This window comes from Caulobacter sp. LARHSG274 (assembly GCF_052871235.1).
In genome coordinates this window covers 152435-178986 of sequence record NZ_JBIXJO010000002.1, presented here as the reverse complement: position 1 = coordinate 178986, position 26552 = coordinate 152435, and the positions used below count along the sequence as shown (strand labels likewise).

Here is a 26552-nt window from a genome sequence, read left to right as displayed (position 1 = left end):
CGAGACCCGTGTCGCAACTGCGTAGACGAGAACGACGATGATTGTGATCTACCACTGCATGAGCGCCCGGTCGTTCCGGCCGCTCTGGATGCTTGAGGAGCTCGGGCTTGCCTATGAGCTGATCATGTTGCCGTTTCCGCCACGCGTGCTGGAGCCCGGCTACCTGGAGCTCAACCCCCTGGGCACAATTCCATTGCTGATCGATGGCCAGACCCGGATGACCGAGTCTGCGGCCATGTGCCAGTACCTCTGCGCGGTTCATGGGCCTACGCCCCTCCAGGTCGAACCTGGCGAAGCCGCCTTTGGCGCCTACCTCAATTTCCTGCACTTTGGCGAAGCCACGCTCACCTTTCCGCAGACCTTGGTGGTGCGCTATTCGCGGCTTGAACCTGAAGAGCGCAGAATCCCCAGCGTCGCCGAAGACTATGTCCGATGGTTCCTGTCCAGGCTTCGCACGTTGGAACCACTGCTTGCGCACCAAGACTATCTCTGCGCAGGCCGCTTCACCGCCGCCGATGTCTCGGTTGGCTATGCGCTGTTTCTGGCCCAGCAGTTGGGCTTGGAGCCGCGCTTCAAGCCGGCCGTGCTGAGCTATTGGCGGCGGCTTCAGGAACGAGACGCCTTTGCGCGGGCCCTGACGGCTCAGAGCAGGGCGGCCCGCGAACAGGGCGTGCCCCTGAGCCTTGCCACCGACGGCTGATCCTGCCGCGGCTCCGCCGGCCAAGCATGATCCTGGAGCTTCCCAAACTGGTCCGGACAGTCCGCTGGCCGCCAGTTTCGTCCCTCGCCAGATGCGCGCTGAACGTAGGAAGTCTTCGGCCGCGCCGGATCGTCCTGCCCGGGTCCACCGGGACCTCCTAGCCCTCAGCCGCCGCCGTAAGCGCGGAACGACCGCTCAAGGCGTCGCCGGCGCCCGCGGGCAGGCGTCGAAACAGCGGGATGGACAGCAACGACAGGCCGCCCACGACGAAGAAGCTGATTGATATGTCCCGAGCCGTGAACGCCGCGCCATGACGCAGCGCCAGCAGGCTTTGCAAGGTCAGCGCCGCCAACGCTACGCCCAGGCTCTGGGCAAGTTCCTGCGTCATGCTGGCCAGGGCGCTCGCGCTGCCCAGCGCCCGGTCGGGCACATCGGCATAACAAAGCGACGCCAGGGCGGTGAACTGCAACGAGCGGAAAAAGCCGCCGAGCAACAGTAGAACGAAGATCAGGGCATGCGGAGTCGAGGCCCGGAACAGGCCGATGTCTGCAAGCAGGATGCCGGTCAGGGCGGCGTTGACGATCAACACGCGCCGAAAGCCGTGGCGCCGCAGCAGCGATGTAGCTGATCCCTTCATCAGCAGGGACCCCATCGCGCCGGCGAACGAAATGGCGCCCGACCTCAAGGGCGATAGCCCAAAACCGACCTGCAAAAGCAGCACGAGCAGCAGCGGCGAGGCGCCCATGGCCACACGCCACACCCCGCCGCCGAAGATGGCGACGTTCATGGGGAGCAGGCGCAGCAATGAAAGATCCAGGATCGGCGCAGGCGCCGACCGGGCGTGCTTCACATAGGCTAGCAGCGACGCGCCGCCGAGCGCCGCCAATCCGACGATCACGCCCGGAGGCCAGCTGGAATGACCCACCTCCCCCAAGGCGATCACGAGAGCGGCGACGCCGCCCCCGGCCAGAGCCAAGCCCCGAAGATCCAGCGGCCCGGCCGGCTCGCGGGGCAGGTCCGGAATAATCAGGATGGCGGCGATCAGACCCGTCAGACCCACCGGTGCGCTGAGGAAGAAGATCCAGCGCCACGAGGCGGCCTCGACAATCGCCCCGCCGATCAACGGCCCCAGGATCGGTCCCAGCACCGCTGGCACGGTCAGGATGGACATGGCCTTGACGACCTGATCGCGGGGTGTGGCGCGCAGGATCACGACCCGGCCCACGGGCGTCATCAGGGCGCCCGCGACGCCCTGCAGCACTCGCGCGGCCAACAGTTGCGGCAAGCTGGTCGACAGGCCGCACAGCGCCGAAGCCAGCGCGAAAAGGGCCATCGCCAAACAGAAGACATTGCGCGCACCGAAGCGATTGGCCATCCAGCCGCTGATCGGGATGCAGACGGCGACGCTGAGCATGTAGGCGCTGATCGCCAGATTGAGCCGTACTGGGCTCTCGCCCAGAGCCCGAGCCATGGTCGGCAAGGCCGTGGCGATCGCCGTGCCTTCCAGGCCCTGCATCAACAGCCCGCAGCCGATCACCAGCGGGATCAGGACGGCGGGCGCGGCAGGTCGCTCGAAAGGAGGGCGCAAAGGACGGTCGATCTTGGAACGGCGCTCGCCCCTGGCGACGCGCAGCGTCGTGGAGGGGCGCTGATAACTTCTGCGGCCGGCATCTAAGGACCACCGCCCCCGATAACAAGCGATTATCGCCAGCGGGCATGATGAACCAATCCAATGGACGCGCCGGCGGCAAGACCAGAAGATACGCGAGTTCTCCCGCTTCAAGGGCGCTGGCTCGCGGCGGCCGGCGAGGCCTAGAATGTCTCGGACCAAGGGCGAAGATCCAGTTCCAGAGTCCAGGCGCTGCGATGCTGGTGGTGAAGGATCCAATAGGCTTGCGCGATGGCGTCGATGTTGAGCAGGCCATCCGGGCCGCGCTCGTCCTTCAACTGCGGCCGGCGCGACAGCAGCCGCTCGCCCTCGATGCCGCCGTCGATGATCACGTGGCCGACATGGACGCGTTGCGGCCCAAACTCGCGAGCGATGCTCTGGCTGGTCGCGCGCAGGGCCGCCTTGGCCGCGGCGAACGGCGCGAAATTGGCCTTGCCGCGCAGGCTGCCGCTAGCCCCGGTGAAGATCAGGCTGCCGCCGCCGCGCGCGACCAGCACCGGGAGCGCCGCCTGCGCCAGGTGAAAGCCGCCAAGAGCATGCTCGCGCCAATGGCTCTCATAGTGTTCGGCTGAAACTTCCAGGAAAGGCGCGGGCCGATTGCTGCCGGCATTGTGGACGGCGACGGCCAAGGGGGCCAGCGCCTGGGCCGCCGCCACGAACCGTTGGGCGTCGCTGGCGTTGGCCCCATCCCCGACCACGCTGGCGACCGTGATCCCTTCAGCCTGAAGTTGGGCCCGGGTCTCTTCGAGCTTTGGCGCGTTGCGACCGGCGATGACGACAGGGAAGCCACCTTGGCCGAACCGGCGGGCGATGGCGGCGCCCAGCCCCTGGGCCGCGCCGACCCCGACCACGAGCAGACTGCCCTGGACCGGCGTGGCGACGGGCGTGGTGGTGTCGATCTGCGTCATGGCCAGACTCCCCGCAGACCAAGCGCCTGCAAGAGCGATATGGGGCGTCAACGACCAATAACCAATATCAATGGATATAGTTTATCGGCCGCATCACGGAGCTAAGCGTCGACTTACAATTGCACACCGACCGATCAAAGATATTTATAAGCCTTATGTGTGAAATCAACATGCCGTGAAACAACAGGACTCTTCACAATAACTCACCGACGATCCCAAAAAAGGCCCCTGAAGACCGTTCCCGCCGCTTGCACTCGCGTCGCCATAGGAGGGCATCTTCTATTTCGACGCACTTTGCGCCCCAAGATCCCGAGCCTCCGCCTCGCAAAGTCAGTCCGCGCCAACGTTCAGTTTGATTCTCCTCGCCGTCGCCCTTCTCTCAAGCGCTGCCGAGGCGAAGCCCTGTTTGGGTCCTGAGGCGGTTTTCATTGAGCACCAGGCTCAGTTGCTCAATGACGGTGCGAACCTTGGCCGAAAGATGCCTCCGGTTCGGGTAGACCGCCCAGACACCCTCGTCGGCAGGTCGATGCTCGGCGAGGAGCTCGACCAGATCGCCGCGGGCGATGTGGGGCTCGACGTAGAAATCCGGCAGCCTGCAGACGCCCAGCCCATCCAAGGCCGCTTCGAGCACCGCCTGGCCGCTATTGCAGCGAAAGCGCCCTTGGGGGCGGTGGATATGGACGCGATCATCGCGGTCGAAGGTCCAGGTGTCGCTCGTCCCCCGCAGACACACGTGCCGACCAAGATCATCGAGGTTGGTCGGCGTTCCATGGCGGGCGAGATAGGCCGGCGAAGCGCACAGCAAGCGCGTGCGGGAGGTGAGCCGCGTCGCGACCAACCGTGAATCCCGCAACGTGCCGGACCGAACAGCCAGATCCACGCCTTTCTCCACAAGGTCGAGCATCTCGTCCGTGAGCATCAGGTCGACGCTGAGTTTCGGGTAGCTCACCATCAGACGGTTGAGCAGCGGCACGATGAAGCGCTCGCCGTAGGCCACCGAGCAGGTGATCCGCAACTGCCCCTGGAGTTGATCGCCCTCCGCCAGCAACTCGGCGAACGCCTCGTCGCGCTCCTCCACCAGACGTCGGCAGCGCAGGATAAGGCGCTCGCCGGCGTCCGTGAGACTGACGTGCCGGGTCGTTCGGTAGAGCAGCCGTTGACCAAGCCGCTCCTCAAGCGCGGCGATTTCACGGCTGATCTGGGACGTGGAACAGCCCAGCTGCTTCGCCGCGCGGGTGAAGTTACGGGTCTGCACCACCGCGGTGAATTCGTCGATGCCAGCCCAAGACATAAGACCGCCCCCAAGATTATCCCTGCAAGGCAACAATGTTTTGCATAGGATCCCAATTGTCGCAAACCGAGCGGAGTCTATGGTCCGGTCGAATTATCCAGGAGCCGCCATGAAGACCCGCGCCGCCGTCGCCTTCGCCGCCAAGCAGCCGCTGGAGATCGTCGAGGTCGACCTGGAGGGCCCCAAGGCCGGCGAGGTGCTGGTCGAGATCAAGGCCACCGGGGTCTGCCACACCGACGCCTATACGTTGGACGGCCTGGACAGCGAGGGCCTGTTCCCGTCGATCCTGGGCCACGAGGGCGCCGGCGTGGTGGTCGAGGTCGGGGCCGGCGTCACCAGCGTGGCGGTCGGCGACCACGTGATCCCGCTCTACACGCCCGAATGCCGCCAGTGCAAAAGCTGCCTGTCGGGCAAGACCAACCTCTGCACGGCGATCCGCGCCACCCAGGGCAAGGGCCTGATGCCCGACGGCACCAGCCGCTTTTCCTACAAGGGCCGGGCCATCCACCACTATATGGGCTGCTCGACCTTCTCGAACTACACGGTGCTGCCCGAGATCGCGGTGGCCAGGATCCGCAAGGACGCGCCGTTCAAGACCGCCTGCTACTGCGGCTGCGGCGTCACCACCGGCGTGGGCGCGGTGGTCAACACTGCCAAGGTCGAGCCGGGCGCCAACGCCGTGGTCTTCGGCCTGGGCGGCATCGGCCTCAACGTCATTCAGGGCCTGAAGCTGGTCGGCGCCAACATGATCGTCGGGGTCGACCTCAATCCCGACCGCGAGGCCTGGGGCCGCCGGTTCGGCATGACCCACTTCGTCAATCCCAAGACCATCGACGACGATCTCGTCGCCCACCTGGTGGCCCTGACCGACGGCGGGGCCGATTACACCTTCGACGCCACCGGCAACACCACGGTGATGCGCCAGGCGCTGGAGGCCTGTCATCGCGGCTGGGGCGAGAGCATCATCATCGGCGTGGCCGAGGCGGGCAAGGAGATCGCCACCCGGCCGTTCCAGCTGGTCACCGGCCGGGTCTGGCGCGGCACGGCCTTCGGCGGGGCCCGCGGCCGCACCGACACCCCCAAGATCGTCGACTGGTACATGGACGGCAAGATCCAGATCGACCCGATGATCACCCACGTCCTGCCGCTGGAAGACATCAACAAGGCCTTCGACCTGATGCATGCCGGCGAGAGCATCCGCACGGTGGTGACGTTCTGAAACCCATAAAACTGGAGAGCTAAAAAATGTCAGTTATTTCGGGAGACGGTGTGTTTTCGCACACCTGCTTGGGCGCCAACGACCTGTCGGTGTCGACGAAATTCTATGACGCGGCCCTGGCGCCCCTGGGCGTGAAGAACCTGGGGCCCATGGGCGACAACATCATGCTGTACGGCAAGGAAAAGCCCGCGCTTCTCGTGCTGTATCCGGGAGATGGCCAGGCCCCGTCGAGCAACGGCGTCACCCTCGGCTTCGCCGCGGCCAGCCATGCCGACGTCGACGCCTTCCACGCGGCGGGCCTGGCCGCTGGCGGCACGGACGCGGGCGCGCCCGGTCCGCGCGGGCACCTGCCCGACGCCTATGCCGCCTATCTGCGCGATCCGGCCGGCAACAAGGTCTGCGCCTACAACTTCGACCCGGCCTGAGTGCAAGATGGCCCTTGAGACCGTTTCGACGAGCCCCGCCTTCGGCGGTGTCCAGGGCGTCTACCGTCATGCCTCGGCGGCGACGGGGACGGAGATGACTTTCTCCGTCTTCGTCCCGCCGCAGGCGCAGCTAAGGCCCTGCCCTGTCGTGACCTACCTCTCGGGGCTCACCTGCACGCACGCCAACGTCACCGAAAAGGGCGAATTCCGCCGGACGGCCGCGGAGCTCGGGCTCATCGTTGTCTGTCCAGACACCAGCCCCCGGGGCGCCCACGTCGCCGACGACGAGGCCTATGATCTCGGTCAGGGCGCCGGCTTCTACGTGGACGCGGTTCAGCCGCCCTGGTCGCCCTATTTTTGCATGGAAAGCTATATCGCAGAGCTCTCCGTCGTGATCGGCGAACACTTCCCTGCCGACTCCGGTCGGCAGGGGCTTTTTGGTCATTCCATGGGCGGCCATGGCGCGCTGACCCTGGCGCTGCGGCGGCCGGGGCGGTGGCGCTCCATTTCGGCCTTCGCTCCAATCTGCGCGCCCAGCCAGGTCCCCTGGGGCCGCAAGGCCTTCAACGCCTATCTCGGCGACGACGAGGACGTCTGGCGCGAGCACGACGCTGTGGCGCTCATCCAGGCCGGCCAGCGGCTGCCGGACCTGCTGGTCGACATTGGCCTGGCCGATCCGTTTCTCGAACGGGAACTGCAGCCCGCCCTGCTCGCGGCCGCCTGCGACGCCACAGGCCAACCGCTCGTCCTGCGTCAGCATCCAGGCTACGACCACTCCTACTATTTCATCTCGACGTTCATGAGCGACCATTTGCGCTGGCACGCCGAGCAACTCGGATCGGGCACGCCCTAATCAGCGCGCGCCGCGCTCTTCCCGGCGGACGTCCGAGCGCGCCGAACGGCGATCGAGAGCCCCGTCGCCTCGCGCCACTGTTTGCCACATTGCGCGGTTCTCCACCCATTCTTCGGCGTCGTTCCCGGCCGGTTTCCCCGCGCGCTCGGGCCTTGGCCGCATGACGCCGCGCCCCAGGACGCCCCTTTCGAGGGCCCGCCCAAGACCTGGCATTTAGTTGACATGCCAACCTGATCGCTATACGACTTTGCATTCCGATACTTTATAAGGAATCGAGAGTGACGAAGGACGCGTCGTCTGGAAAAGACTTCCAGATCATCGATTGCCATGGACATGTGAGTGCGCCTGACGCCCTGTGGGTGTACAAGTCGCTGCTCCTGTCTCACCGGGGTGAGCACGGCCGAAAGTTTCCCGAAGTCAGCGATGAGGAGATCCTCCATTTCGCGAACAAGAAGGAAATGGCCCCCTGCGGCCACCTCGACATGCTCGATCGCGCCGGAACCTGGCTCCAGCTCCTTTCCCCTCGCCCTTTCCAGCAGATGCACTCGGAAAAGCCCGGCAAGCTGGTGCATTGGTTCTGCGAGGAAACCAACAACATCATCGCGCGCACCGTTAAACTGCTGCCCGATCGCTTCCTCGGCGTCGCGGGCCTTCCCCAGGTCGCCGGCGCCCCGATCGAGGGGGTGCTGCCCGAACTCGAGCGCGCCATCAAGACACTCGACTTCAAAGGCTGCCTGCTCAATCCCGACCCCTACGAGAATAGCGGCGAACAAGCCCCGCCGATGGGCGATCGCTACTGGTATCCGCTCTACGAGAAGCTTTGCGATCTCAACGTACCGGCGCATATCCATTCCGCCAGTTCACGCTCCGAGAAAAACCCCTACACGCTGAATTTTCTTCTGGACGAGACGTCGGCTGTCTACGGCCTCACGCACAGTGACGTCTTCACCGATTTCCCCGAACTCAAGATCATCGTGAGCCATGGCGGCGGCGCCATTCCCTATCATGCCGGACGTTTCCACGCGTCAGCGCTGCGTCGGGGAAAGAACTTCTACGACATGCTTCGAAATCTCTATTTCGATACGGTCCTCTACAATGAAGAGTCGCTGCGCCTGCTGATCAAGATCGCCGGCGTCGATCGTTGCCTTTTCGGGGCGGAATGCCCGGGCGTCGGCTCCGCGGTCGATCCGCAGACGGGCCAGACGCTCGACAACATCGCGCCTCACATCAAGGGCTTCGACTGGCTGAGCGATGCGGAGAAGGAGATGATCTTCTCGGGCAACGCCAAGAAGGTCTTCAACCTGGAAGGGGTGGTCTGAGGTGGCGGAGATCGTATTGGGCATCGGCACCAGCCACGGACCGATGCTGGTCACGGACCCGTCGGTCTGGGCCGCAGGGCTCCCGTTCGACAAGAGCCACAGGCACGCCTGGCGCGGGAACACCTGGAGCTACGACGAACTTGTCCAGGCCCGCAGGGATGAAGGCCTGGCCGAGAAGATCACCAGGCCGGCGATGGAGGCGCACGCCGCCCGTTGCCACGCTGGCATCAAGGAACTCGCCGACGTCTTCGCCGCCGCGCGAGTCGATGTGGCCGTGATCGTCGGCAACGATCAGATGGAGATTTTCGACGAACGCCTGATCCCCGCCTTCGCGGTCTTCCATGGCGACACCATCACCAATTACGAGTTCACGCCTGAGCGCATGGCGAAGCTTCCGCCGGTCATCAGTCTGGCGGCGCCAGGTTACATCCCCAGCGGCGGCGCCGAATATGCCGGACAGCCCGATCTGGCGCTGTCGATCATCGGCCAGGCCATGGCGGACCAATTCGACGTGGCCGCGATGAAGCGCCTGCCCAAGCCGGAGACGCCCCACGCGTTCGGCTTCGTCTACCGCCAGATCATGCGCGACAACCCGGTTCCCAGCGTGCCGGTGCTGGTCAACACCTTCTACGCGCCCAACCAGCCGAGCATCAAACGCTGCTACGACTTTGGAAAATCGGTGCTGCGCGGCATCCGCAATTGGGAGAGCGACGCGCGGGTGGCGGTGATCGCTTCGGGCGGACTCACTCATTTCGCCATCGACGAAGAGGTCGACCAGATCTTCTTCGACGCCCTTCGCGATCGCGACATTTCTCGAGTCGCCGAACTGGGCGAGGCCGTTTTCCAGGACGGAACCTCCGAGCTGAAGAACTGGGTGCCGGTCGCGGCGGTCATGGCCGAGCTGGGCCTGGATCCGACGATCGTCGACTACGTCCCCTACTATCGCAGCGAAGCCGGAACCGGCAACGCGATGGGCTTCGTTTACTGGCGCTAAGGTCAGAGCAAAATCATGACAAACAATGACATCGACTACCTGGCGCGATTGCGCCGGCTGGACTGCTGCGCGGTTTCCGACGCGCTTGATCGGCTCAAGCTCACCGGCGCCGTCACCGGACTCCCGCAGCAATCGGGCAAGGGCCGGATCGCCGGACGGGCGGTGACCGTGCGTCTCGGCGCCGGCGAGCCGCCGCCCGGACCGCCGCGACACCTGGGCACCACGGCCGTCGAGGCGGCGGACGCCAACAGCGTCATCGTCGTCGAACAGCGCACCGGCCTGGAGGCCGGATGCTGGGGCGGCCTGCTGACGCTCGGAGCCAAGGTTCGTGGCGTCGCCGGCGTCGTCGCCGACGGGCCGGTGCGCGACATCGACGAGGCGCGCGGCTACGAGTTCCCGATCTTCACCAACAAGACCACCAGCTTCACCGCGCGTGGCCGCGTCGTCGAGAAGGCGACAAACCAGCCGGTGTCGATCGGCGATGTCACGGTGAGGCCGGGCGACTACGTGGTGGCCGACAACAGCGCCGTCATCTTCATCTCCCCCGACGACATCGCCCGCGTGGTCGAGGCCGCCGAGGAGATCGTCGGGCGCGAGGCGGCCATGGCCAAGGCGATCCTGAGCGGGACACCGATCAGCGAAGTGATGGGCGGCGCCTACGAACACATGCTGACCGGAGACCTGACATGAGCGATGAAGCTGTCGACCGCGCCGGACGACTGGATACCGCAACGATCAGCGACGCGCTCGATCGGCTGGGCATCGTCGGGCAGTGCTATGAGATCAAGGGACGGGATCCTTCGTTCCGGATGGCCGGCCGCGCCTACACGATGCGCTGCGGTCCCGCCGCCAGCCCGCCAGGCACGGTGGGCGACTATATCGATGACGTTCCCGCCGGGCATGTCGTGGTGATCGACAACGGAGGCCGGACGGACGCCACAATCTGGGGCGACATCCTGACTGAGATCGCTCATCGCAAACAGCTGGCCGGCACCGTGATCGACGGCATCAGCCGCGATGTCGCTCTTTGTCGTGAGCTGGGCTATCCGGTTTTCGCCAAGGACCATTGGATGCGCACGGGCAAGGATCGCGTGCAGGTCGAAGAGATGGGTTGCGTGGTCAACATCGGCGGCGCGCGGGTCCAGCCCGGGGACATCCTGCGCGGCGATCCCGACGGCGTCGTGGTCATTCCGAAGCAACACGAGGACAAGGTCCTCGCGGTCGCCGAGGAGATCCACCAGGCCGAAGCCCAGATCCGCGCCGCCGTGCGCGGCGGCGCGCGGCTCGATGAGGCGCGGCGCCAGTTCAAGTACCATCAGCTGCAGACGCGTGACCAATGAGCATTGATCCCAAATCGCGTATCCGCACGGACGGATACGACCGCGTCGCCGCCGATCTCGTCGGCCGCGCCGCCTCGCTCTCAAGCGCGACCGTGCATGAAGCCGGCGGCAAGATCGGCGTCATGCCTTCGGCCATCAAGCCGGTGCACCCGCACTTTCGGATCTGCGGCCCCGCGGTCACGGTGCACTCGCCGGGCGGCGATAATCTCTGGCTGCACTACGCGATCTACGCGGCGCGGCCGGGCGACGTCCTGGTCGTCCATTGCTCGGGCGTCTATGACCACGGCTATTGGGGCGAGGTCATGTCGACCGCCGCCCAGGCTCGCCAGCTGGGGGGCCTGGTCATCGACGGCTGCGTGCGCGACTTCACGCTGTTGGAGGAGGTCGGGTTCCCCGTCTTCGCCCGCGGACAGTGCATTCGCGGAACGGGAAAGGACAAGGGCGCGATCGGTTGGGTGAATGCGCCGATCCTGGTCGACGGCCTCACCGTCCACGCGGGCGATCTGGTGATCGGCGACAATGACGGCGTGGTGGTCGTCCCGCAGGTCCGCGCGGAGGCGGTGATCGCCGCATCCGAGCAGCGAGACGCCGACGAACTGACGATCTGCGAGCGCCTGAAGGCGGACGAGACCACGCTCGACATCTACAAGTTCGGCTAGCCCATGGCCGCAGAAGCATCCGACTTTCGCGAAGGCATGCGACGCCTGGCCTCCAGCGTCACCATCCTGACCGCGCAGCCGCCCGGGGGCGAGCGCGCGGGCATGACCGCCACGGCCGTCTGCTCGGTTACGGCGGACCCGCCCACCCTGCTCTGTTGCATCAATCGCAACAGCGCCAGCCGGTCCACCTTCCTCAAGGCGGCCAGCTTTGCGGTGAACGTGTTGGCGTCCACCGAGCGCGAATTGGCCGACCGGTTCGCAAGGCCGATGGACCCCGCGCTACGTTTCGAGGCCGGCGCATGGACCACGCTGCACAGCGGCGCGCCGATCCTGGAAACGGCCGCGGCCGCCTTCGATTGCAGCCTTGCCAAGAGCATCGACGTGGGCGGCCACACGATCTTCTTTGGAGAAGTTCAGGCGGTGCGCGTACGCGGCTCCAGCATCATGCCGTTGCTCTACGCCCATGGCGGATACGGCCGATTTGCCGGCCGCGATCCCGGGCCGCTGCTGGAAGCCTTGGGGGCCTCTGATTGGCTGATGGAATAGCATGACCCACTATCTCGTCGAATATAGGCAGGTCGGCGACGCGGCGCTGCGCGAGCTCAAACGGCCCGACCATGTCGCCTATCGCAAGGGGCTGGGATCACAGCTGGTCTTGGCGGGCCCGTTGCTCGGCGACGACGCCAAGCCCGAAGGCAGCATCGTGATCCTTGAGGCCGAAGATCGGGCGCAGGCGACGCTGATCGCCAACGCCGATCCTTTCGTCGCCGCGGAACTGTTCGACCTGGTGTCGGTCAGGACCTTCCGCATCGCCGCGCTCAACCCCTCGCCAGCCGGCGACCGATAGCGGCCGGATATCGCCACAGGCGTACTAGCGGGCCTCGCCGCGGTCGCGGACGAGCGCGGCGAAGAGCGCCGCGCCGGCCGGTCCGAGCGCTCGCTCGCGTGACCGAGCGACGACGACCTGGAAGCTTGGCATGCGATCGCAGCCGTCCCAGCGCTCGACCGACAGGGCGACCAGACGACCCGCGGCGATGTCTTCGGCGACAAGCGAGCTGGGCATGCTGCCCCAGCCCAGCCCTTCGCAAAGCAGGGCGTGCTTGGTGGCGAAGTCGGCCACGCGCCAGCAATCGAGCGCCGCGACGCCATGTTCGCTGCTGCCGGCGACCTCGCGCGGATCGGTGAGCACGATCTGAAGTTCCTCGCGCAACAGATCCACGCCGATCGGCCCTCGGCGCGCCGCGAGCGGGTGGCTGGGCGCGGCGACGGCGATCAGATCGACCGTGGAAATCGGGTTGCGCTCAAGCGACCTTGGCAGGTCGACGTCGACCACGACCGCCAGGTCCAGCCGTCCTTCGACCAGGGCTTCCCCCAGACCGAACGAGCCCCGCACGATCCTGAGGGAAACCGTCGGAAACATCGCGCGGAAATCCACGCATGTCGGCGCCAGGTCGGCCATCCTTTCGGTATCCGACACGCCGAGCCGCACCTCCGATTCTAATCCGAGGACCAGCGCCTTGGCGTGGTCCATCAACTGGTTGGCGTCGGCGAGGATGCGCCGCGCGCGCGGCAGCAAGGCCTTGCCCGAGGCGGTGAGCGTTGGCCGGTACTGGGTGCGATCGAAGAGCGGCGTTCCGATCTGATCTTCGAATTTCTGGATCGTATAGGTAACGGCCGTCTGCCCGCGGTTGAGTGCTCGCGAAGCGCCGGAGAAACTTCCCGCGTCGACGGCCGTCACGAAAACCAGAAGTTGGTCGAGCCTCAACGCATCCATGACCATCAATATAACTGAAGCTGTCCATCAGAACAAACGCGATATCTTCCAAAACGCCGCCGGAATAGATCGGTGTGAAATACACATCGGTGGAGAAGACGCATGGACACGCCCAAATCAAACGCCTCTATTATAATCCGGATCGCCCTGTGGGTCGCTCAAGGTCTCTTGTTTGTCCCCTTTGTGATGTTCGGCCTCATGAAGCTGTCCAAGCCCATCGCGGACTTGTCGATGATGATGCCCTGGACCGGCCAACTTCCGGTGGCTTTCGTGCGCTTCATCGGCGCGGTCGACGTGGCCGGTGGCCTTGGCGTCTTGCTGCCCGCCGTCACGCGCATCCGCCCGGAGCTTGGCATATGGGCTGCCCGGGGCATTATCGCGCTTCAGGTTCTGGCGATCGTTTTCCACGGCTCGCGGGGGGAATTCATGATGCTGCCCCTCAATTTCGTGCTGCTGACGCTGGCGATCTTCGTCCTGTGGGGCCGGTCGCGCAAAGTCCCGATCACCGCGCGCTGAGCGATCGGCCCGGCCCGACGCACCGGGTCGGGGCCGCCTGCCAATCGAAAGATTGGCTCGACGAATTTTGATCGGATGCAAGGGCCGGCGGACGCGCCCGCCGTTTACGTCAAGGCGCTTCTCTGAAAGGCGTCCCGCCGCCATGGTCCAGGCCGCCGTGGCGGGACCAATCAGCGCCTGGGGGAAGACCTCGTGAACGCCAGGCGATCGAGCATGGCTCACCCGGCGCAGTCTGGTCTCCCCGTGATCGCGCCGAATGTGCGACGCGGCGTTTGGCCCCCGAGCAACCCGTCGCCCCGGCGTCGGCTCCCCTAGCGCCAGTCGAACGCCAGCGGCGCTTCGCGGAACGCAAACCGGTCCAGGTGTCTGGCGACCGCGCCCTTCAAGCCCTCGAGCTGCGCGGCTGATGAGGCCTCGATGCTCACGGCCAGGCCCGCCTCCAAAACCTCGAAGATCACCTTGCCGTCGCCAGGGTGGTCTGCGCCCCGCGCGTTCTTGGGGAACACGACGGTCCCGTGCTGCGGATCGAACTCGACCTTCAGACTATGGGACCAATGCTTGCACAGCTGCTGCAAGTACCGGCTGCCCAGCTTTGTCGGGACGGTGGCGGTGGCCGAGATCGGTTCGTTCATCAGGGGCTCCCAGGGTCTGGTTTGGACATGTCGCAACCGTGCCGGCTCAAGAGACCGTCCTCGTCCGGCGCCGAGCGCAGCCCCGGACGCCCACGCCGTCGATGCACGAGCGGGCGACGTTTGCGTCGCGCTTCTTCGCTTTCGCGCTCGAAGATCAGCGATCGTTCCGACGCGCGATCAGGTCAAGGGACACGGTGGCCGGCCCGTCCGACTGCAAGAGAACATCGTGCCGCACCGGCCTTTGGCGCTCGTCGGGGAAGCAATCGGCCCAGGCTTGTTCGATCGCCTCGTCCTGGTCGCTCGAGAGCTTCCAGACATAGAGGTGATCGACATCGCCCAGCCCGAAACCGGCCTCTGTCAGCCCCTTCTTCATTTCGGCGAACAGCGCGCCTGGGTCTCGCGCCTGGAAAGATCCGAACAGCACGCCGTCCGCGGCGACCATGTTCGCAAAGCCTCCCGGAGCGGCGCCATAGCTGCGGCGTTCGGAGGCGCGCAAGGCGATGGTCTCCACCTGCGTGGCCAGGTTCATCGGCAGGGGCAACATCACCGTACGCCCGGCCGGGCGAGCCGGCGGCGCGAACCGTTCGGCCAGATTGGCTTGCGCCAAGGCGGCGAAGACCGGCTGGCTTTGCCAGCAGTATGCCTGGACGAGGTGCTCGCGATCGAAGCCGCCGATCTCCAGAAGCGCCTGGACATTGGTGAAGGCGAAATTCGTCTGGGCGGCGGGATCCTCCGCCTCCTTGCCCGTCTGCACGTTCCAGCCGGCGATCGCGCCGGTAAACATGACTTCGCCCATCACCGCCGCCAGCGGTATGAAGCCTCGATCGCTGCCCCCGCCCAGGGCCGCGCCCGGCATGGCCACGATCGTCCGACGCTGGCAATTTGCGATTGCCGTCGCCTCGATGACGATCACGCTGTCGCCCGGCCAGTCGCGGATGACGACGTGGCGAGCGGGGCGATCATCCGCCATCGGGAACATGTTCGCCCACTGGACATTCAGCGGGTCACGAAAGGCACGATCCTTCTGCCACACCATCAGATGCCCGACGGACTCGGCGGAGAGCCCCGCGGCGTCGAGCAATTGATTCAAATGATGGAAGCAATTGCGCACCTGGCTTTCAGGGTCGCTGGGCATGTCTCCGCTCACCGGATCGAAGCCGGTGATGGGGCCGGAAAAGAACCAGTCCCCACTGCGCCGGCCATGGTGCTTCAGGCGACCATTCTCGCTCTGGATCCAGATATTCCTCATCGACATGGGCGCCTCGGCTAGAGATCAAGCACGAGGCGCTTGCCGCGCGCTCGACTGACACAGGGAGTGAACATTTCGTTGGACCGATGAGCAGCGTCATCGAGGTACTTGTCGCGGTGATCGACTTGGCCTTCGATCACACGCGTGAGGCATGTTCCGCACACGCCCTCCTCGCAGGAGACGGCGACGAAATAGCCCTCGTCCTCGAGAACGTCGGTCACGCGTCGATCCGCGGGGACCTCGAATACGTCGCCGCTGCTGGCGATCTGGATTTCGAACGCGGCGTCCTGGGACGTGTCGATCGCGTCGGCGGAAAAATATTCCCGATGGATGTTGGCGTCCGCCCACCCAAGCGCCTTGGCGCTGTCTATGACCCAGTCCATGAACGGGGTCGGACCACAGACGTAGAGGTGCTTGCCCGCGGCGGGCCCGGCCAGAACGTCGGCGGGATTGAGCAATTGCGCCTTGGCTTGATCGTCGAAATGCGGCGTGAACCGCGAGGCGAAGGGGCTGCTGCGGATGCGGTCCAGAAACGCCATCCTTGCGGCCGATCGGCCGCAATAGTGCAGAGCGAAGTCCGACCCGATCTCCTGCAGGCGTTCGGCCATGCACAGGATCGGGGTGATGCCGATCCCCCCGGCGAGCAGCAGGCTTTCCTGGGCCTGGTGCAGCGGGAAATGGTTGCGCGGTTGGCTGACCTCGACGAGATCGCCTTCGCTGACATCATCGGCCAGCGACCTTGAGCCCCCGCGGGAGGCCGGATCGCGCAAGACGGCGATGTGATAGCGATCGCGTTCGGAGGGATTGTTGCACAACGAATACTGCCGCACCGGGCCAGCGGGCGTCTTGACGTCGATGTGCGATCCAGCCGCGAAGGCCGGCAAAGGCCGCCCTTCATCGCTGCGCAACTCGAAACTGTAAATGTCGTCCGCTTCGACGATCTTGCGGACGATCCTCAGTTTAAGATCCGTCATCTACTGTTCCGTCCCTTCCAGGTCGAATTGGTGCGGACTGCGCCCGGGGACCTCATGAGAAAATCACCGCGCAAGTCGGGTTGAGCGCCGGCAGCGCCTGATTGCGGTCCTCGATCAGGCCGTTGGCGCCCCGGTCGAACAGTCGAACCGCGCCCGCGCCCTGATTGGAAACGGCGACGAGGGTTCCATCCGGGCTCATCGCGATGTGGCGGGGCGTCTCGCCCCGGCTGGGAACATGAGCGATGAGCTCAAGCCGACCCGCCGCGCCGACCGCGAAACAGGCGATGCTGTCGTGGCCGCGATTGGTCACATAGACGTGACGTCCGGTCGGATCGACGAGGATTTCCGCCGGCAGGTTTGCCCCCGAGAACCCGGCGGGAACCGTCGATATCGTTTGCACGATGGCCAGCGTGCCCGCGGCCGGGTCGTAGCGGAACGTGGACGCCGTGCTGTCCAGTTCGTTCACGACATGGGCGAGACCTTGGCCGGAATTGAGCGCCATGTGCCGCGCGCCGGCTCCCGAGCAGACCTGGGCGAAAGGTTGCGCGCCAGGCGCCAACGCCCCGGTCGCCCCATCGACGTCGTAGATCATGACGCGATCCGACCCCAGATCGCAGGCAAACAGGCGCAGGTTCGCCGCGTCCATGTAGCAGCTGTGCGGCCAAGGCGCGGCCTGGCGGTCCAGGGGGCCTCTTCCGGCGTGCCGGACCACCTGGACCGCGCCCTGGGGACATCCGGCCTCGTCGAGCGGGAATAGCGCCACCGTGGGGCCGCGCGGGTTCGCCACGAGCAGGAAGCGTCCGTCGGGCGAGACATTGACATGGGCGGTGAACGCCCCTTGCGAACGCCGGCGGTCCACAACCGTCAACCGGCCGCTGTCGCGTTCGATGCTGAAGGTGGTCACCGCGCCGCTGCTCGGGTCGGCTTCGGACCATTGGCGTTCGGCCGCGTAGAGCCTCGGAAGCTGGGGATGGCGGCAGAGGAAGGAGGGCGAGAACAGCCCATCGACTTCCTGAACGAGAGCTGCGGGCTTGCCTTCCCCTTCCAGCGACCAGACGGCAAGCTTGTCGGTCGGCATGCCCCCTACATAGACGAACATGCTATGGCGCCGCCTTCGCGGACTGGTCTGAAACGGGACTTTCGAGCCGGCCTACGCCCTCGATCTCGATGGACACCTGATCCCCGCCGGAGAGGAAGCGAAGCTCCCCGATCGGCGGCGGCGCCCCGATGAGGATGACGTCGCCCGTCTCCAGCGTCAGGAAGTCGGACAGGTAGCTGATGAGCTCGGGCAGCTTGACGATGGCGTCGCGGGTGTTGGCCTCGATCTGCAGGTCGCCGTTCAGCCATTGCCGGATGGCCAGGGCATGGGGATCGGGAATCTCGTCAGCCGTCGTGATCGACGGCCCCATGGGGGCGAAACTGTCGAAGGTCTTCGACAGCATGTAGGGCCCGCGCGAGCCGATCAGGGTGATCAGGCGATGGCTGAAGGCCGTCACGTCATTGACGATCGTATAGCCGGCGACATGTGCGAGCGCCGTTTCGGCCGGAATGTGCCGGCCGCCCATGCCGATGATCGCCGCCAGTTCCGGCTCGACCACGATGTCGCTGGCGATGGCGGGCAGACGGATCGGTTGACCGGGGCCGACGATCGCCGTCGCGAACTTGGCGAAGAACAGCGGCGTTTCGGAGAGCCTTTTCGCCGTGGGATGGGCGAAGTTCGACCAGCAGCACAGGATCTTGCGCGGGTTGGCCAGGGGCGCCAGCAGCTTGGCTTCCTCGACCGCGGTCGCTCCGGCCACCGGCGCCTGCAACCGCTCGCGCAGGGCGGGAAGGAGCCAGGCCGCCCGCTCCAACAACGCCACCATGTCGCCCGGCGCCAGGTCCGCCGTGAGCTCGGGTAGGACCCGATGGACATCCACCAGCGAACCGTCATGGATCACGCCGGTTCGAGCGCCGCCGTCCATTCCTTCAAATCGGACAAGGCGCACGCCAGATCCCCCTCTTCCACCCATTTTCAACAGTCGTGCGCCGGCTTGACCTGCCCGCGTCTAGAGCAGCTTCCAGTCGAAGGCCTTGTCGATCGTCTGATCGGTCGGCAGGACCTGCGTCATGTCGGCGAAGTCCCAGCCCACGGGATCGCCGCCGCTCTCGGTGACCTTGATCGCCTTTTTGAGCATCGCCCGAAGTCTCATCACGGCGATGTCGGCCGCGACGAGATTTTCCGTCGAGCGATCCCAGCCCTTGCTCAGCGAAAGCGCCATGGCGAGGTCTTCGGGCTTGATGCCGTCATAGCCGCTCCAGCTGGAGTCCATGCTGGCGCGGTTCTGGAACAGCTTGTTGGGCCATTCCATGAGCACATTGTGGGTTGCGTCGTCATACATGGGCGGAACGAGCCCCAGGAAGATTTTGAACTCTTCCGTGCGATGGGCCAGCTCGGTGTCGTGGCTGTAGAGGATCGTATAGGTCCCCGTTTCGCAGTCGCCCATGGGCGCCTCAATGATGACGAGATCGAAGCCTTCTTCGCCCGGCAGCACCCGAATTCCGGGCATCATCGTGGGCACCAGCCGGGCCTGGCGCTTGCCCTCCTGGCCCGGGACGTCGCGGAACGCGACGTAGCGAAACCCATAGTCCATGTCCTGAACGTCATAGGTCGGCGCCAGGCTGTCCCAACGATCGGGCGTGACCTCCTCGCCGCGCCGCCGGCGTCCCCAGTTGGGGCGTATGGCGTTGGTGTGCAGGATTCCGACATGCGAGCTGTCGACGCCGCCCTCCCACATCGACAGATAGGAGGACTTGGCGTTGGACCGGAAAACCAGGCGTTGCGAGTCGGGGACATTGTCCGAGGGCAAGCTGCGCAGCGGGGGTTCCTTGTCCGCCGGCCCCATATACGCCCAAACGATGCCGCTGCGCTCCACGGCCTTGTAGGCCGTGGCCTTCTTGGACTCACGATAGCTGCAGACCGGGTGGTTCGGCGTGTCGAGGATGTTGCCTTCGACGTCGAATTTCCAACCGTGGTAGATGCAGCGGATACCGCCCTCTTCGACGCGCCCAAGGCCCAGCGACACGCCGCGATGCATGCAGCGGTCGCTGAGGACGCCAACGCGGCCCTCGGTGTCGCGGAACACCACCAGGCGCTCTCCGAGAAGATCGAGGCTGACCGGGTCGCAGTCGGGGGTCGGCACCTGGGACGACATCGCCACGGGGTGCCAATAACGACGAAACATGTTGCCGGCCGGAGTGCCTGGGCCAATTTCCGTAAGAAGATTATTTTCTTGGGACTTCATAGCACTCTCCGCGTCCGACCGGCGAAAACTGACCGAGCGGTCAAATCATCCATCCGATCCTACGCTTTTGATTGTTGGTATGTCAACATTGATCGGCTGCGAAATGGGCTCGGTTTCCACCCGGATCGGGCCGGTTCCGTCTTCGCTTGGGACGAGCAGGCTGAGGCGCCGCGGCCGATTCCAAGCCGCGCCCGTGATCCTATTGCCCGGCTATTGCCGCACGGCGATCAGCTCGATCTGCATCCGCAGCGGATCCGGCAGGGGCGATTCTATGTCGTGCCGCACCGGCCGCGTCGCAGCGTCGGGAAACGCCGCCTCCCACAGCGGATCGAAGATCGCGCGATAGTCCTCGCCCCGATGCCAGACATAGGCATGGACGACGTCCTTGGGTCCGAACTGATGGGCGGCCAGAATTTCCAGGGTGTGCTTGAAGGCGGCCTCGACCTGGTCTTCGAGCTCGGCGATGAACGCACCCGTTTCCTTGCTGGCCCCGAAGGTCGCGCCGGTGAACAGCATGTTCCCTCGCGCCGAAGACATCGGCAGGAAACCGGTCTCACGCTGCCCGGTGTGCGACAAGCCGCCCAGCGCCGTCAGGGTGGTCCTTTCGCCGCCGCGGGCGGCGATGACGCTCAGCTGGATGGCGAACCGTCCGGAATCGACCTTCAGCGCATGCCGGGCCGGGCGAAGGAACTTGTTCGGGAAGGTGGCGGCCCAGGGATCGTTGACCCGCTGCCGCAAGCTGTGGTCGCGTTGCCAGACGAACATGTGGACAGCCTCGTCGAGCTCGAAACCACAATGGTCGAAGATCCGCGAAAGATTGCCGAAGCAGGCGTCGGCCTGAGCGCCGGGGTCGTCGGGCAAGGATCCATCGGCCATGACCCCGGTGATATTGCTCGCAAACAGCAGGCCGCCCATCTCGACGGCCAGGGGTGCGTCGCTGTCCTCCTGAGCCAGGCCGACGCCGGGCGCCGCGCGCACGGCATGGCGGCGCGCGCCCTTGATGGCGATAAAGTCAAGGACGATGGCCCGGCCGTCTGGGAAGTCCGCACCGATGATGTGCCGCGCCGGGCTGTTGGCCGGATCGGGAAAGATGGCCTGCCATTGCTCGCGCACGGCGTCGCGCAAGGCGCTATCGCCAAGCCAGATGAAGCACTGCGCCAGATCATCGAGCGTGCAGCCGCAATCTGAGATCAGGACCTGCAGATTGCGGAAGGCCCGCTCCAGTTCGACGAGCCGATCGCCGGCGCCTTGCCCCTCGGCCTGCCCGCCATCGATCGGACCCGAAAACAGCATGTCCCCGGCCCAGCGCGCCGCCGGCCAGAAGTCGAACGAGCCCGGCGGTTTGAAGACGGCCTGGTTGGGCATCATGCACTCCCGTTCTAAAAAACCAATTGGCTGGCGCGCGCCGTCCGCCGGGCGATCGCCTGAAACGGCGACCACGCCGGCCTTCAGAGACGCCTGGCCTTGTCGCCAGGCCTGGAGGGGCGCTCAGGCCGATCAATCAACCCGGTTCAGGCGTAGGCCTCGCCGCATTCGCGCATCATCGCTTCGGCCGCCGCGCGCTCGGCTTCAGGCAGGAACCAGCGGAAGTGCCCGTTCTTCGCGATCGACGGCAGACCCGTGGCCAGCCTGGACCAGTTGAGGGCGGCGTCGTCGGTGACGTAGATCTCGCCCGTCGCCGTGCCCGCGAAGATGGTGATCTCGTCGCCATGATGATGCAGGCCCATGGCCTCGATGTTTCCCACCAGATCCTCGGGCAGCCCGTTGCGCCGCTCCTGCCATGTGCGGCCAAAGTCGCGGCTGGCCATGAACGTCGGGTTGGAGGTCCCCCACTTGGCCCAGAGTCCCGGGCCCGCCTGGGGACCGGCGACATAGACGGTGTTCTCGTCCCTGGGATCGATGAACATGGCGTCCGGATAGCCGATCCGGTCCGAGCGCTTCATGACCTTGGACCAGCTGGCGCCATCGTCGAAGGTCACGTCGAGCCCCTCGCCGCCGCACATGATGTAGCGGCTCGGATTTGACTGGAACAAGACGCGGTGGTTGTCGTGCCGGAACATGTCCTGTTCGATGTCGGCATAGGCGCGATTTTCGGTCCAGCTCTGACCGTCGTCGTCCGAGATCAGAAGGGCGCCTTGTTCGATGCAGACATAGAGGCGTCGCGGGTTCGACGGATGCCAGGCGATGTCCTTGACGTGCGCCACGTGAGGCGGCGGCGGAAACTTCCACTGGTCGGTTTCCGGGACATCCCAGATCCCGGGCAGGTCCTTCCAGCTCGCGCCCAGATCGTCGCTGCGGTAGAGGGCCGAAGGCTCCGTGCCGGCGAACAGGACCGTCTGATCGCCGCGGTGCTGCGCGGCCAGGGCGTAGACGTGGGGTCGCGAGATCCCGTTCATGGAGGGCTCGAAGGATAGGCCGCCGTCGCGACTGACATAGAGGCCCTGGTTCCAGTGCGCGCCGGCGAAGACCAGCCCCGATCTGGGCTCGTACAGGATGGCGCTGATATGCTTGTCCTCGAGCGCGGTGGACCGCAGTTGCCAGGCGTCCCTGGTCGCGCCGCGCTCGAAGACCTTGACGCCCTTCAAGGTGGCCACGATCAGACGGGTCGCCGGCCGATGATCGGTCGTCACCGTACTGCCGTTGCACGACAAGACGGCGATGACAGGTTTCGCATCTACCATGATGTTGCTTTCTTGCCGGAACAGCGGGCGCCGACTTGCCGAACGCCACGCCGTCTCGACATCTATTTTGACGGGATGACGTACGGCTGTTCCGGCAGGCCCAATTGCGCCAGGCCGAAGTCGATCATGGCCTTGTTCTCGGTAAAGCCGACATGCTGCGCGGCCGAATTGATGTCGCGCCAGAACCGCTGCAAGGTCGAATTGTTGTAGATGGCCGAGCCTCCGGAGAGCGCATAGAGATCGTTGACCGCCTTGCGGCAGGCCTGGACGGCCCAAGACCAGTTGCGGGGCAGTTCGCGCCGCTGGATCTCGCCGAATGCCTCGGGATCGGTCACCTGGTCGATCCTGGCCGCGTCGGCGAGAACCACCAGGATGGCGGCGTCGACCGTCGCGGACGCCCGCGACAGGGCGATCAGCATTTCGTCCCGGCCCGGCGCCGACGGATTGGCGGCGATCGAGGCCTGCAGGCTGCTGGCGAAGGCCTTCACCGCGCCGCGCGCCATACCCAGGGGCGCGCCCGCGATCGAGAAGGGCGTCACGGTTCCAAAGGGAAGGCGATAGATCGGCTTGTCGTGGAAGGCCGCTCCGGGGGTCAGCCCCTTCACCATGTCCGTCACCAGGACGCTTCTGTGCTCGGGGATGAAGGCCTCGGCCACCTTGATCGACCGGCTGCCGGTCCCGCGCATGCCAACGGTGAACCAGTCGTCGACGATCTCGATCTCCGATCGGGGCAGAAGGAAGAAGCGAGGCTCGACCTGGCCGCCCTCCCCCTTCACCGCCCCGCTGGCGATGATCCAATCGGCGAAATCAACGCCGCTGCAGAAGCGGCCCGAGCCGTTCTTGAGGACAAATCCGCCCTCTGTCGCGGTCACGTCGGCCGCCAGGCGAAACAGGGTGGCCGTCAGCGCGCCGGGCAGATCGGCCACCTCTTGCTGAGCTTGGGGCGGGAAAAGGTTGAGCATCCAGCTGTGCCCCGCCAGAACCCCGAAGACCCAGCCGGTCGAGCCACAGGTTTCAGCGATCTCAATGGTGACCCGGACCAGCGCCTCGACGCCGACTTCGGAGCCCCCGAACGCGCGCGATCCGACCAGGCCAAAAAGACCGCTGCGCTTGAGCTCGGCGATCGAGGCGTCGGAGATCCTGCGCTCGGCTTCGACATCCGCGCACCGGGTGGCGATGTCGGCCTTTAGTTCACCGGCGCGTTCGACGGCCTCTTCCACCGATCCGACGATCGGCGAGCTCTGCACGGCGCCCGCCGTCGGCGAACCCATGTTCGATGCAAGTTGCATACGAGTCGTTCCTTCGTTCTGAGCCCAAGGCCGAGCGGTAGTTGTCATCATTTAAGTTGGTATGTCAACTAAACTGGCGCACCGAGCGGTCATGACCGTCAAGTTTTTACCGGGCGGATATCCGGCTTGTTTGAGGAAATTGCAGTATTCGCCAAATCCCGAAGATCATCGGATCGACGATGTCGAAAGTCGCGGGCGTGGTCTGCACGACATCGCGGTTTCAGGCGGCGGCTAGAGCATCGTGGGAAAGGGGGACACCGGTTTTCTGCAAAAACGGTACGAGAACAAAAAGCTAGAGCCCATCGCGTGAGTCTCGTATCGCGCGATGGGCTCTAAGTGGCCCGATCGATCAATCGATCGACCGGGCTGCCGAGGAAACCATCCTCCGATCCGCGCCGTCGTGCGGGCGACAGCGCCCGGACCGGCCGTCAGAAAGCGTACCTCACCCGGGCGCCGTAGGTGCGCGGCGCGGAGATGAAGGGAAACACCAGCGCCGGCAGGACCGGGCTGATGCTTCCGCCCGTATAGACCGCCTGGTTCTCGATGTTCTTCACATAGAGCGTCACCGAAAATGCCTTGCCTGGGGCCTTCCACGTCACGTCCGCGGCGGTCCGCGTATAGCCGTCGGCCCTTGAGCCCGACGTGAAATCGCTCAGAAAGTAGTAGCTCGAAGAAAACTGGGTATCGATGTTGAAGACGATCTCGCCGGACGCGCCAAGATCCTGGGTGTGTTGATAGCCCACGCGACCGGACCAGCGAGGCGCGTTGACCAGGGGCTTGCCGCTGCAATCGATCTGCCGCGTCCCGAACGGTACGCCCGGAACGAACGGGCCCACCTCGCAGCCGTTCGCAGGCGGCGCCGGGCTGAACTGGGCGCTGGTATAGGAGAAGGCGCCGTAACGGGTGTTGTTGTACTCGACGTCCGCGGAGACGATATCGTTGGAGGTGATCATCCCCATCACCGAAACATCGACGCCATAGAGCCTGGCCGAGGCGGCGTTGGCGGTTCTGTAGGTGATGCCCCCGCTCTGGGCCAAGCCGAGGAAGGACTCCTGCTTGTCCTTGTAGTCCCAATAATAGCCCTCGACATTGACCTGGAGGCGGTTGTCGAAAAAGCGGTTCTTGAGGCCCGCCTGATAGGACGTCAGCTTTTCCGGATTATAGCCATTGTCGAGGATATCGGCATAGAAGCCGCCGGCCTTGAAGCCGGTCGCGACGTTGGCGTACAGCATGGAAGCTGGCGCGACGTCGTATTCCACGCCCGCCCGGAAATTGACGGCCTTGTCCGTCCGTCGGCCGCTGGTGTCCAAGGCGCCGGGCGGTGCGGCGTCGACAGGGAACGTCCTGATCGGACCGGTCGGACCGAACGCATAGGGGACCTGGGCCGTGAGGCTGTCGGTGACCTTCTTCTCCCACGTATAGCGGGCGCCGCCGGTAAGGCGAAGACGGTCGGTCAGGCTATAGGTGGCCTCTCCGAACACCGCCAAGGTCTCGTCGATCATTTTCGGCCTGAAGGTGACCAGATCGAACACCGCCTGGTCGGTCTGATATTGATCCTTGACGCGCTCGTGGGAGGCGAACCCTCCGACAATCCATTTCAACCGCGACTGCCCGGAGTCGGCGAGCCGCACCTCAAGCGACTTCTGGACACTATGGGTGTCCACGAAGACGGGGACGATCACCGCCGAATAGGTCAGGCTTCTGAGATGTGAATCGACGTACGACGGCAGCACCGTGAGCGTGACCCCATTGAATTCATGCTCGTAGTTGGCCGTGACTCCGTAGGTGTCGACCTTCTGGAAGCCGTTCGAACTGGGGATCGTCGCGAAGAACGGGTCGGCCGAGGCGATCACCGCCAGGGCCCGCGGATCGGAGGGGCCGACCCAATCGCCCGCGCCGGCGGGGCCCGGCAAGACCACGGCCGCCGAGCCCTTGCTGTCGTCGCGGGTATAGGACCCGGTCAGCAGAAGACTGTCCTTGGGCGTCGGCTTCCACAAGAGTTCGCCGCGGACCCCTTGGTTGCCTTCATCGTTATAGCCGTCGCTCAGGTAGCCATCCCGGTCGACGACCTGCCCTGCGAGGCGGAAAGCCAGGGTATCGGTGATCGGCCCGGTGATCGCGCCGGTGAACCGTTGCTTGTTGTAGTTGCCGTACTCGGCCTCGGCGAACCCGCCCAGGGTGAATTGCGGCTTGGCGGTGATGAGATTGATCGCCCCCGACGTCGCATTGCGACCATAGAGCGTGCCTTGGGGCCCTCTCAGGACTTCGACACGTTCAAGATCGAAGAACTGTCCGGTAACGGAGAATGCCTTGGGATAGTAGACGCCATCGATATTCAATGCGACGGCGGGATCTGTCGTCGAGGTCAGCGTCCGATCGCCGACGCCTCGAATATAGACCTGCATCTGCGCGCCGGCGCTGGCGATCTGGAGACCCGGCACCAGCGAGCTCAGGGCGTCGGCATTGACGACGCCCTGGCGCGTCAGGGCCTCCGCGCCGAGCGCGGTGACGTCCCGGGACTGCTTTTGCAGGTTTTCGGCCCGGCGCGACGCGGTGACGATGATCTCGTTCAGTTCCGTCGAACCCGAGCTACGGGTCGGTTGCGTCCCGGATGCCTGGACGCTTTGGGCGTAAGCGGGGATCGCCGCCGCCGACGCGAGAAGCCCGCCGAAGATCGCAAGTTTGCGGATTGTGCGCTGAGCCAAAATTCCCTCCCTGATGGTGTTCGGCGCGCCAATTCGAGTTGGACACTGCCTTTGCTTGAAGCGATCGTTAA

General features: G+C 65.2%; 27 protein-coding genes. 13 read left to right on the top strand and 14 right to left on the bottom strand.

Features of this window, described 5'->3' with window-relative positions; translation table 11 throughout:
* Positions 1 to 37 precede the first annotated feature (37 nt).
* Complete coding sequence (locus ACIPQB_RS05165) at positions 38 to 700, top strand: glutathione S-transferase family protein (protein WP_446484144.1); 663 nt, start codon at positions 38 to 40, stop codon at positions 698 to 700.
* 157 nt (positions 701 to 857) lie between these two features.
* Here ACIPQB_RS05165 and ACIPQB_RS05160 read toward each other — a convergent pair whose 3' ends face one another.
* The 3 genes from ACIPQB_RS05160 to ACIPQB_RS05150 all read right to left on the bottom strand — a co-directional run bounded on the left by ACIPQB_RS05160 (position 858) and on the right by ACIPQB_RS05150 (position 4568).
* Complete coding sequence (locus ACIPQB_RS05160; RefSeq protein ID WP_446484143.1) at positions 858 to 2483, bottom strand: MFS transporter; 1626 nt, start codon at positions 2481 to 2483, stop codon at positions 858 to 860.
* Between the two features lie 29 nt (positions 2484 to 2512).
* On the bottom strand, positions 2513 to 3277 hold the full coding sequence (locus ACIPQB_RS05155) for an SDR family NAD(P)-dependent oxidoreductase (RefSeq protein WP_446484142.1): 765 nt from the start codon (positions 3275 to 3277) through the stop codon (positions 2513 to 2515).
* A 379-nt stretch (positions 3278 to 3656) separates the two neighbouring features.
* Positions 3657 to 4568 (bottom strand): LysR family transcriptional regulator, encoded by a 912-nt coding sequence (locus ACIPQB_RS05150; RefSeq protein ID WP_446484141.1) that lies wholly within the window; start codon positions 4566 to 4568, stop codon positions 3657 to 3659.
* A 109-nt stretch (positions 4569 to 4677) separates the two neighbouring features.
* On the opposite strand from ACIPQB_RS05150, the gene ACIPQB_RS05145 reads away from it, so the two are divergent.
* The 10 genes from ACIPQB_RS05145 to ACIPQB_RS05100 all read left to right on the top strand — a co-directional run bounded on the left by ACIPQB_RS05145 (position 4678) and on the right by ACIPQB_RS05100 (position 12224).
* On the top strand, positions 4678 to 5787 hold the full coding sequence (locus ACIPQB_RS05145; protein ID WP_446484140.1) for an S-(hydroxymethyl)glutathione dehydrogenase/class III alcohol dehydrogenase: 1110 nt from the start codon (positions 4678 to 4680) through the stop codon (positions 5785 to 5787).
* A 50-nt stretch (positions 5788 to 5837) separates the two neighbouring features.
* Entirely contained in the window at positions 5838 to 6212 is a 375-nt protein-coding gene (locus ACIPQB_RS05140) for a VOC family protein (protein ID WP_446484139.1), read from the top strand.
* A 7-nt stretch (positions 6213 to 6219) separates the two neighbouring features.
* On the top strand, positions 6220 to 7065 hold the full coding sequence (fghA, locus tag ACIPQB_RS05135) for an S-formylglutathione hydrolase (protein ID WP_446484138.1): 846 nt from the start codon (positions 6220 to 6222) through the stop codon (positions 7063 to 7065).
* A 278-nt stretch (positions 7066 to 7343) separates the two neighbouring features.
* Complete coding sequence (locus tag ACIPQB_RS05130) at positions 7344 to 8384, top strand: amidohydrolase family protein (protein WP_446484137.1); 1041 nt, start codon at positions 7344 to 7346, stop codon at positions 8382 to 8384.
* A gap of 16 nt (positions 8385 to 8400) precedes the next feature.
* Positions 8401 to 9378, top strand: coding sequence for a DODA-type extradiol aromatic ring-opening family dioxygenase (locus tag ACIPQB_RS05125; protein ID WP_446484136.1), 978 nt, complete (start codon positions 8401 to 8403; stop codon positions 9376 to 9378).
* 15 nt (positions 9379 to 9393) lie between these two features.
* Positions 9394 to 10068 (top strand): RraA family protein, encoded by a 675-nt coding sequence (locus ACIPQB_RS05120; protein ID WP_446484135.1) that lies wholly within the window; start codon positions 9394 to 9396, stop codon positions 10066 to 10068.
* Positions 10065 to 10718 (top strand): RraA family protein, encoded by a 654-nt coding sequence (locus tag ACIPQB_RS05115; RefSeq protein WP_446484134.1) that lies wholly within the window; start codon positions 10065 to 10067, stop codon positions 10716 to 10718. Before ACIPQB_RS05120 ends, ACIPQB_RS05115 begins: the two co-directional genes overlap by 4 nt.
* Positions 10715 to 11377 (top strand): 4-carboxy-4-hydroxy-2-oxoadipate aldolase/oxaloacetate decarboxylase, encoded by a 663-nt coding sequence (locus tag ACIPQB_RS05110; protein WP_446484133.1) that lies wholly within the window; start codon positions 10715 to 10717, stop codon positions 11375 to 11377. The genes ACIPQB_RS05115 and ACIPQB_RS05110 overlap by 4 nt, the downstream gene beginning before the upstream one ends.
* 3 nt (positions 11378 to 11380) lie before the next feature.
* Complete coding sequence (locus ACIPQB_RS05105) at positions 11381 to 11923, top strand: flavin reductase family protein (protein ID WP_446484132.1); 543 nt, start codon at positions 11381 to 11383, stop codon at positions 11921 to 11923.
* A 1-nt stretch (position 11924) separates the two neighbouring features.
* Positions 11925 to 12224 carry a YciI family protein gene (locus tag ACIPQB_RS05100; RefSeq protein WP_446484131.1) on the top strand — a complete coding sequence of 100 codons (300 nt, stop codon included), beginning with the start codon at positions 11925 to 11927 and terminating at the stop codon, positions 12222 to 12224.
* Between the two features lie 24 nt (positions 12225 to 12248).
* Here the strand turns inward: ACIPQB_RS05100 and ACIPQB_RS05095 are convergent, their stop codons facing one another.
* The gene (locus ACIPQB_RS05095; RefSeq protein WP_446484728.1) at positions 12249 to 13157 is read right to left on the bottom strand and encodes a LysR family transcriptional regulator; all 909 of its coding nucleotides are present in this window, start codon (positions 13155 to 13157) and stop codon (positions 12249 to 12251) included.
* Positions 13158 to 13253: 96 nt separating this feature from the next.
* Between ACIPQB_RS05095 and ACIPQB_RS05090 the strand changes: the two genes are divergently transcribed.
* The gene (locus ACIPQB_RS05090; protein WP_446484130.1) at positions 13254 to 13667 is read left to right on the top strand and encodes a DoxX family protein; all 414 of its coding nucleotides are present in this window, start codon (positions 13254 to 13256) and stop codon (positions 13665 to 13667) included.
* A 311-nt stretch (positions 13668 to 13978) separates the two neighbouring features.
* Here ACIPQB_RS05090 and ACIPQB_RS05085 read toward each other — a convergent pair whose 3' ends face one another.
* The 9 genes from ACIPQB_RS05085 to ACIPQB_RS05045 all read right to left on the bottom strand — a co-directional run bounded on the left by ACIPQB_RS05085 (position 13979) and on the right by ACIPQB_RS05045 (position 23776).
* Positions 13979 to 14299: a DUF2218 domain-containing protein gene (locus ACIPQB_RS05085; RefSeq protein ID WP_446484129.1), complete on the bottom strand. Its 321-nt coding sequence runs from the start codon at positions 14297 to 14299 to the stop codon at positions 13979 to 13981.
* Between the two features lie 154 nt (positions 14300 to 14453).
* A complete protein-coding gene (locus tag ACIPQB_RS05080) occupies positions 14454 to 15554 on the bottom strand; it encodes a RidA family protein (protein WP_446484128.1) in 1101 nt (366 codons plus the stop codon).
* Between the two features lie 11 nt (positions 15555 to 15565).
* Positions 15566 to 16522: a PDR/VanB family oxidoreductase gene (locus tag ACIPQB_RS05075; RefSeq protein WP_446484127.1), complete on the bottom strand. Its 957-nt coding sequence runs from the start codon at positions 16520 to 16522 to the stop codon at positions 15566 to 15568.
* 52 nt (positions 16523 to 16574) lie between these two features.
* On the bottom strand, positions 16575 to 17621 hold the full coding sequence (locus ACIPQB_RS05070; protein ID WP_446484126.1) for a lactonase family protein: 1047 nt from the start codon (positions 17619 to 17621) through the stop codon (positions 16575 to 16577).
* A 1-nt stretch (position 17622) separates the two neighbouring features.
* A complete protein-coding gene (locus ACIPQB_RS05065) occupies positions 17623 to 18462 on the bottom strand; it encodes a fumarylacetoacetate hydrolase family protein (RefSeq protein WP_446484125.1) in 840 nt (279 codons plus the stop codon).
* 108 nt (positions 18463 to 18570) lie between these two features.
* A complete protein-coding gene (locus tag ACIPQB_RS05060) occupies positions 18571 to 19806 on the bottom strand; it encodes a Rieske 2Fe-2S domain-containing protein (RefSeq protein WP_446484124.1) in 1236 nt (411 codons plus the stop codon).
* Between the two features lie 210 nt (positions 19807 to 20016).
* Positions 20017 to 21246, bottom strand: coding sequence for a RidA family protein (locus tag ACIPQB_RS05055; RefSeq protein ID WP_446484123.1), 1230 nt, complete (start codon positions 21244 to 21246; stop codon positions 20017 to 20019).
* Positions 21247 to 21317: 71 nt separating this feature from the next.
* Complete coding sequence (locus tag ACIPQB_RS05050) at positions 21318 to 22487, bottom strand: WD40/YVTN/BNR-like repeat-containing protein (RefSeq protein WP_446484122.1); 1170 nt, start codon at positions 22485 to 22487, stop codon at positions 21318 to 21320.
* Between the two features lie 62 nt (positions 22488 to 22549).
* Positions 22550 to 23776: an acyl-CoA dehydrogenase family protein gene (locus ACIPQB_RS05045; RefSeq protein WP_446484121.1), complete on the bottom strand. Its 1227-nt coding sequence runs from the start codon at positions 23774 to 23776 to the stop codon at positions 22550 to 22552.
* Positions 23777 to 23867: 91 nt separating this feature from the next.
* On the opposite strand from ACIPQB_RS05045, the gene ACIPQB_RS05040 reads away from it, so the two are divergent.
* Positions 23868 to 24011, top strand: a complete 144-nt coding sequence (locus ACIPQB_RS05040; protein WP_446484120.1) for a hypothetical protein — start codon at positions 23868 to 23870, stop codon at positions 24009 to 24011.
* A gap of 193 nt (positions 24012 to 24204) precedes the next feature.
* Here ACIPQB_RS05040 and ACIPQB_RS05035 read toward each other — a convergent pair whose 3' ends face one another.
* Positions 24205 to 26481 (bottom strand): TonB-dependent receptor, encoded by a 2277-nt coding sequence (locus tag ACIPQB_RS05035; protein ID WP_446484119.1) that lies wholly within the window; start codon positions 26479 to 26481, stop codon positions 24205 to 24207.
* Positions 26482 to 26552 lie beyond the last annotated feature (71 nt).

What these genes read in the sequence shown, in the direction of transcription:
- ACIPQB_RS05165 (WP_446484144.1), top strand. Translation starts at nt 38, where the DNA reads ATGATTGTGATCTACCACTGCATGAGCGCCCGGTCGTTCCGGCCGCTC.
- ACIPQB_RS05155 (WP_446484142.1), bottom strand. Translation starts at nt 3,277, where the DNA reads ATGACGCAGATCGACACCACCACGCCCGTCGCCACGCCGGTCCAGGGC.
- ACIPQB_RS05150 (WP_446484141.1), bottom strand. Translation starts at nt 4,568, where the DNA reads ATGTCTTGGGCTGGCATCGACGAATTCACCGCGGTGGTGCAGACCCGT.
- ACIPQB_RS05145 (WP_446484140.1), top strand. Translation starts at nt 4,678, where the DNA reads ATGAAGACCCGCGCCGCCGTCGCCTTCGCCGCCAAGCAGCCGCTGGAG.
- fghA (WP_446484138.1), top strand. Translation starts at nt 6,220, where the DNA reads ATGGCCCTTGAGACCGTTTCGACGAGCCCCGCCTTCGGCGGTGTCCAG.
- ACIPQB_RS05120 (WP_446484135.1), top strand. Translation starts at nt 9,394, where the DNA reads ATGACAAACAATGACATCGACTACCTGGCGCGATTGCGCCGGCTGGAC.
- ACIPQB_RS05115 (WP_446484134.1), top strand. Translation starts at nt 10,065, where the DNA reads ATGAGCGATGAAGCTGTCGACCGCGCCGGACGACTGGATACCGCAACG.
- ACIPQB_RS05110 (WP_446484133.1), top strand. Translation starts at nt 10,715, where the DNA reads ATGAGCATTGATCCCAAATCGCGTATCCGCACGGACGGATACGACCGC.
- ACIPQB_RS05105 (WP_446484132.1), top strand. Translation starts at nt 11,381, where the DNA reads ATGGCCGCAGAAGCATCCGACTTTCGCGAAGGCATGCGACGCCTGGCC.
- ACIPQB_RS05100 (WP_446484131.1), top strand. Translation starts at nt 11,925, where the DNA reads ATGACCCACTATCTCGTCGAATATAGGCAGGTCGGCGACGCGGCGCTG.
- ACIPQB_RS05095 (WP_446484728.1), bottom strand. Translation starts at nt 13,157, where the DNA reads ATGGTCATGGATGCGTTGAGGCTCGACCAACTTCTGGTTTTCGTGACG.
- ACIPQB_RS05090 (WP_446484130.1), top strand. Translation starts at nt 13,254, where the DNA reads ATGGACACGCCCAAATCAAACGCCTCTATTATAATCCGGATCGCCCTG.
- ACIPQB_RS05085 (WP_446484129.1), bottom strand. Translation starts at nt 14,299, where the DNA reads ATGAACGAACCGATCTCGGCCACCGCCACCGTCCCGACAAAGCTGGGC.
- ACIPQB_RS05080 (WP_446484128.1), bottom strand. Translation starts at nt 15,554, where the DNA reads ATGTCGATGAGGAATATCTGGATCCAGAGCGAGAATGGTCGCCTGAAG.
- ACIPQB_RS05075 (WP_446484127.1), bottom strand. Translation starts at nt 16,522, where the DNA reads ATGACGGATCTTAAACTGAGGATCGTCCGCAAGATCGTCGAAGCGGAC.
- ACIPQB_RS05070 (WP_446484126.1), bottom strand. Translation starts at nt 17,621, where the DNA reads ATGTTCGTCTATGTAGGGGGCATGCCGACCGACAAGCTTGCCGTCTGG.
- ACIPQB_RS05060 (WP_446484124.1), bottom strand. Translation starts at nt 19,806, where the DNA reads ATGAAGTCCCAAGAAAATAATCTTCTTACGGAAATTGGCCCAGGCACT.
- ACIPQB_RS05050 (WP_446484122.1), bottom strand. Translation starts at nt 22,487, where the DNA reads ATGGTAGATGCGAAACCTGTCATCGCCGTCTTGTCGTGCAACGGCAGT.
- ACIPQB_RS05045 (WP_446484121.1), bottom strand. Translation starts at nt 23,776, where the DNA reads ATGCAACTTGCATCGAACATGGGTTCGCCGACGGCGGGCGCCGTGCAG.
- ACIPQB_RS05040 (WP_446484120.1), top strand. Translation starts at nt 23,868, where the DNA reads ATGACCGTCAAGTTTTTACCGGGCGGATATCCGGCTTGTTTGAGGAAA.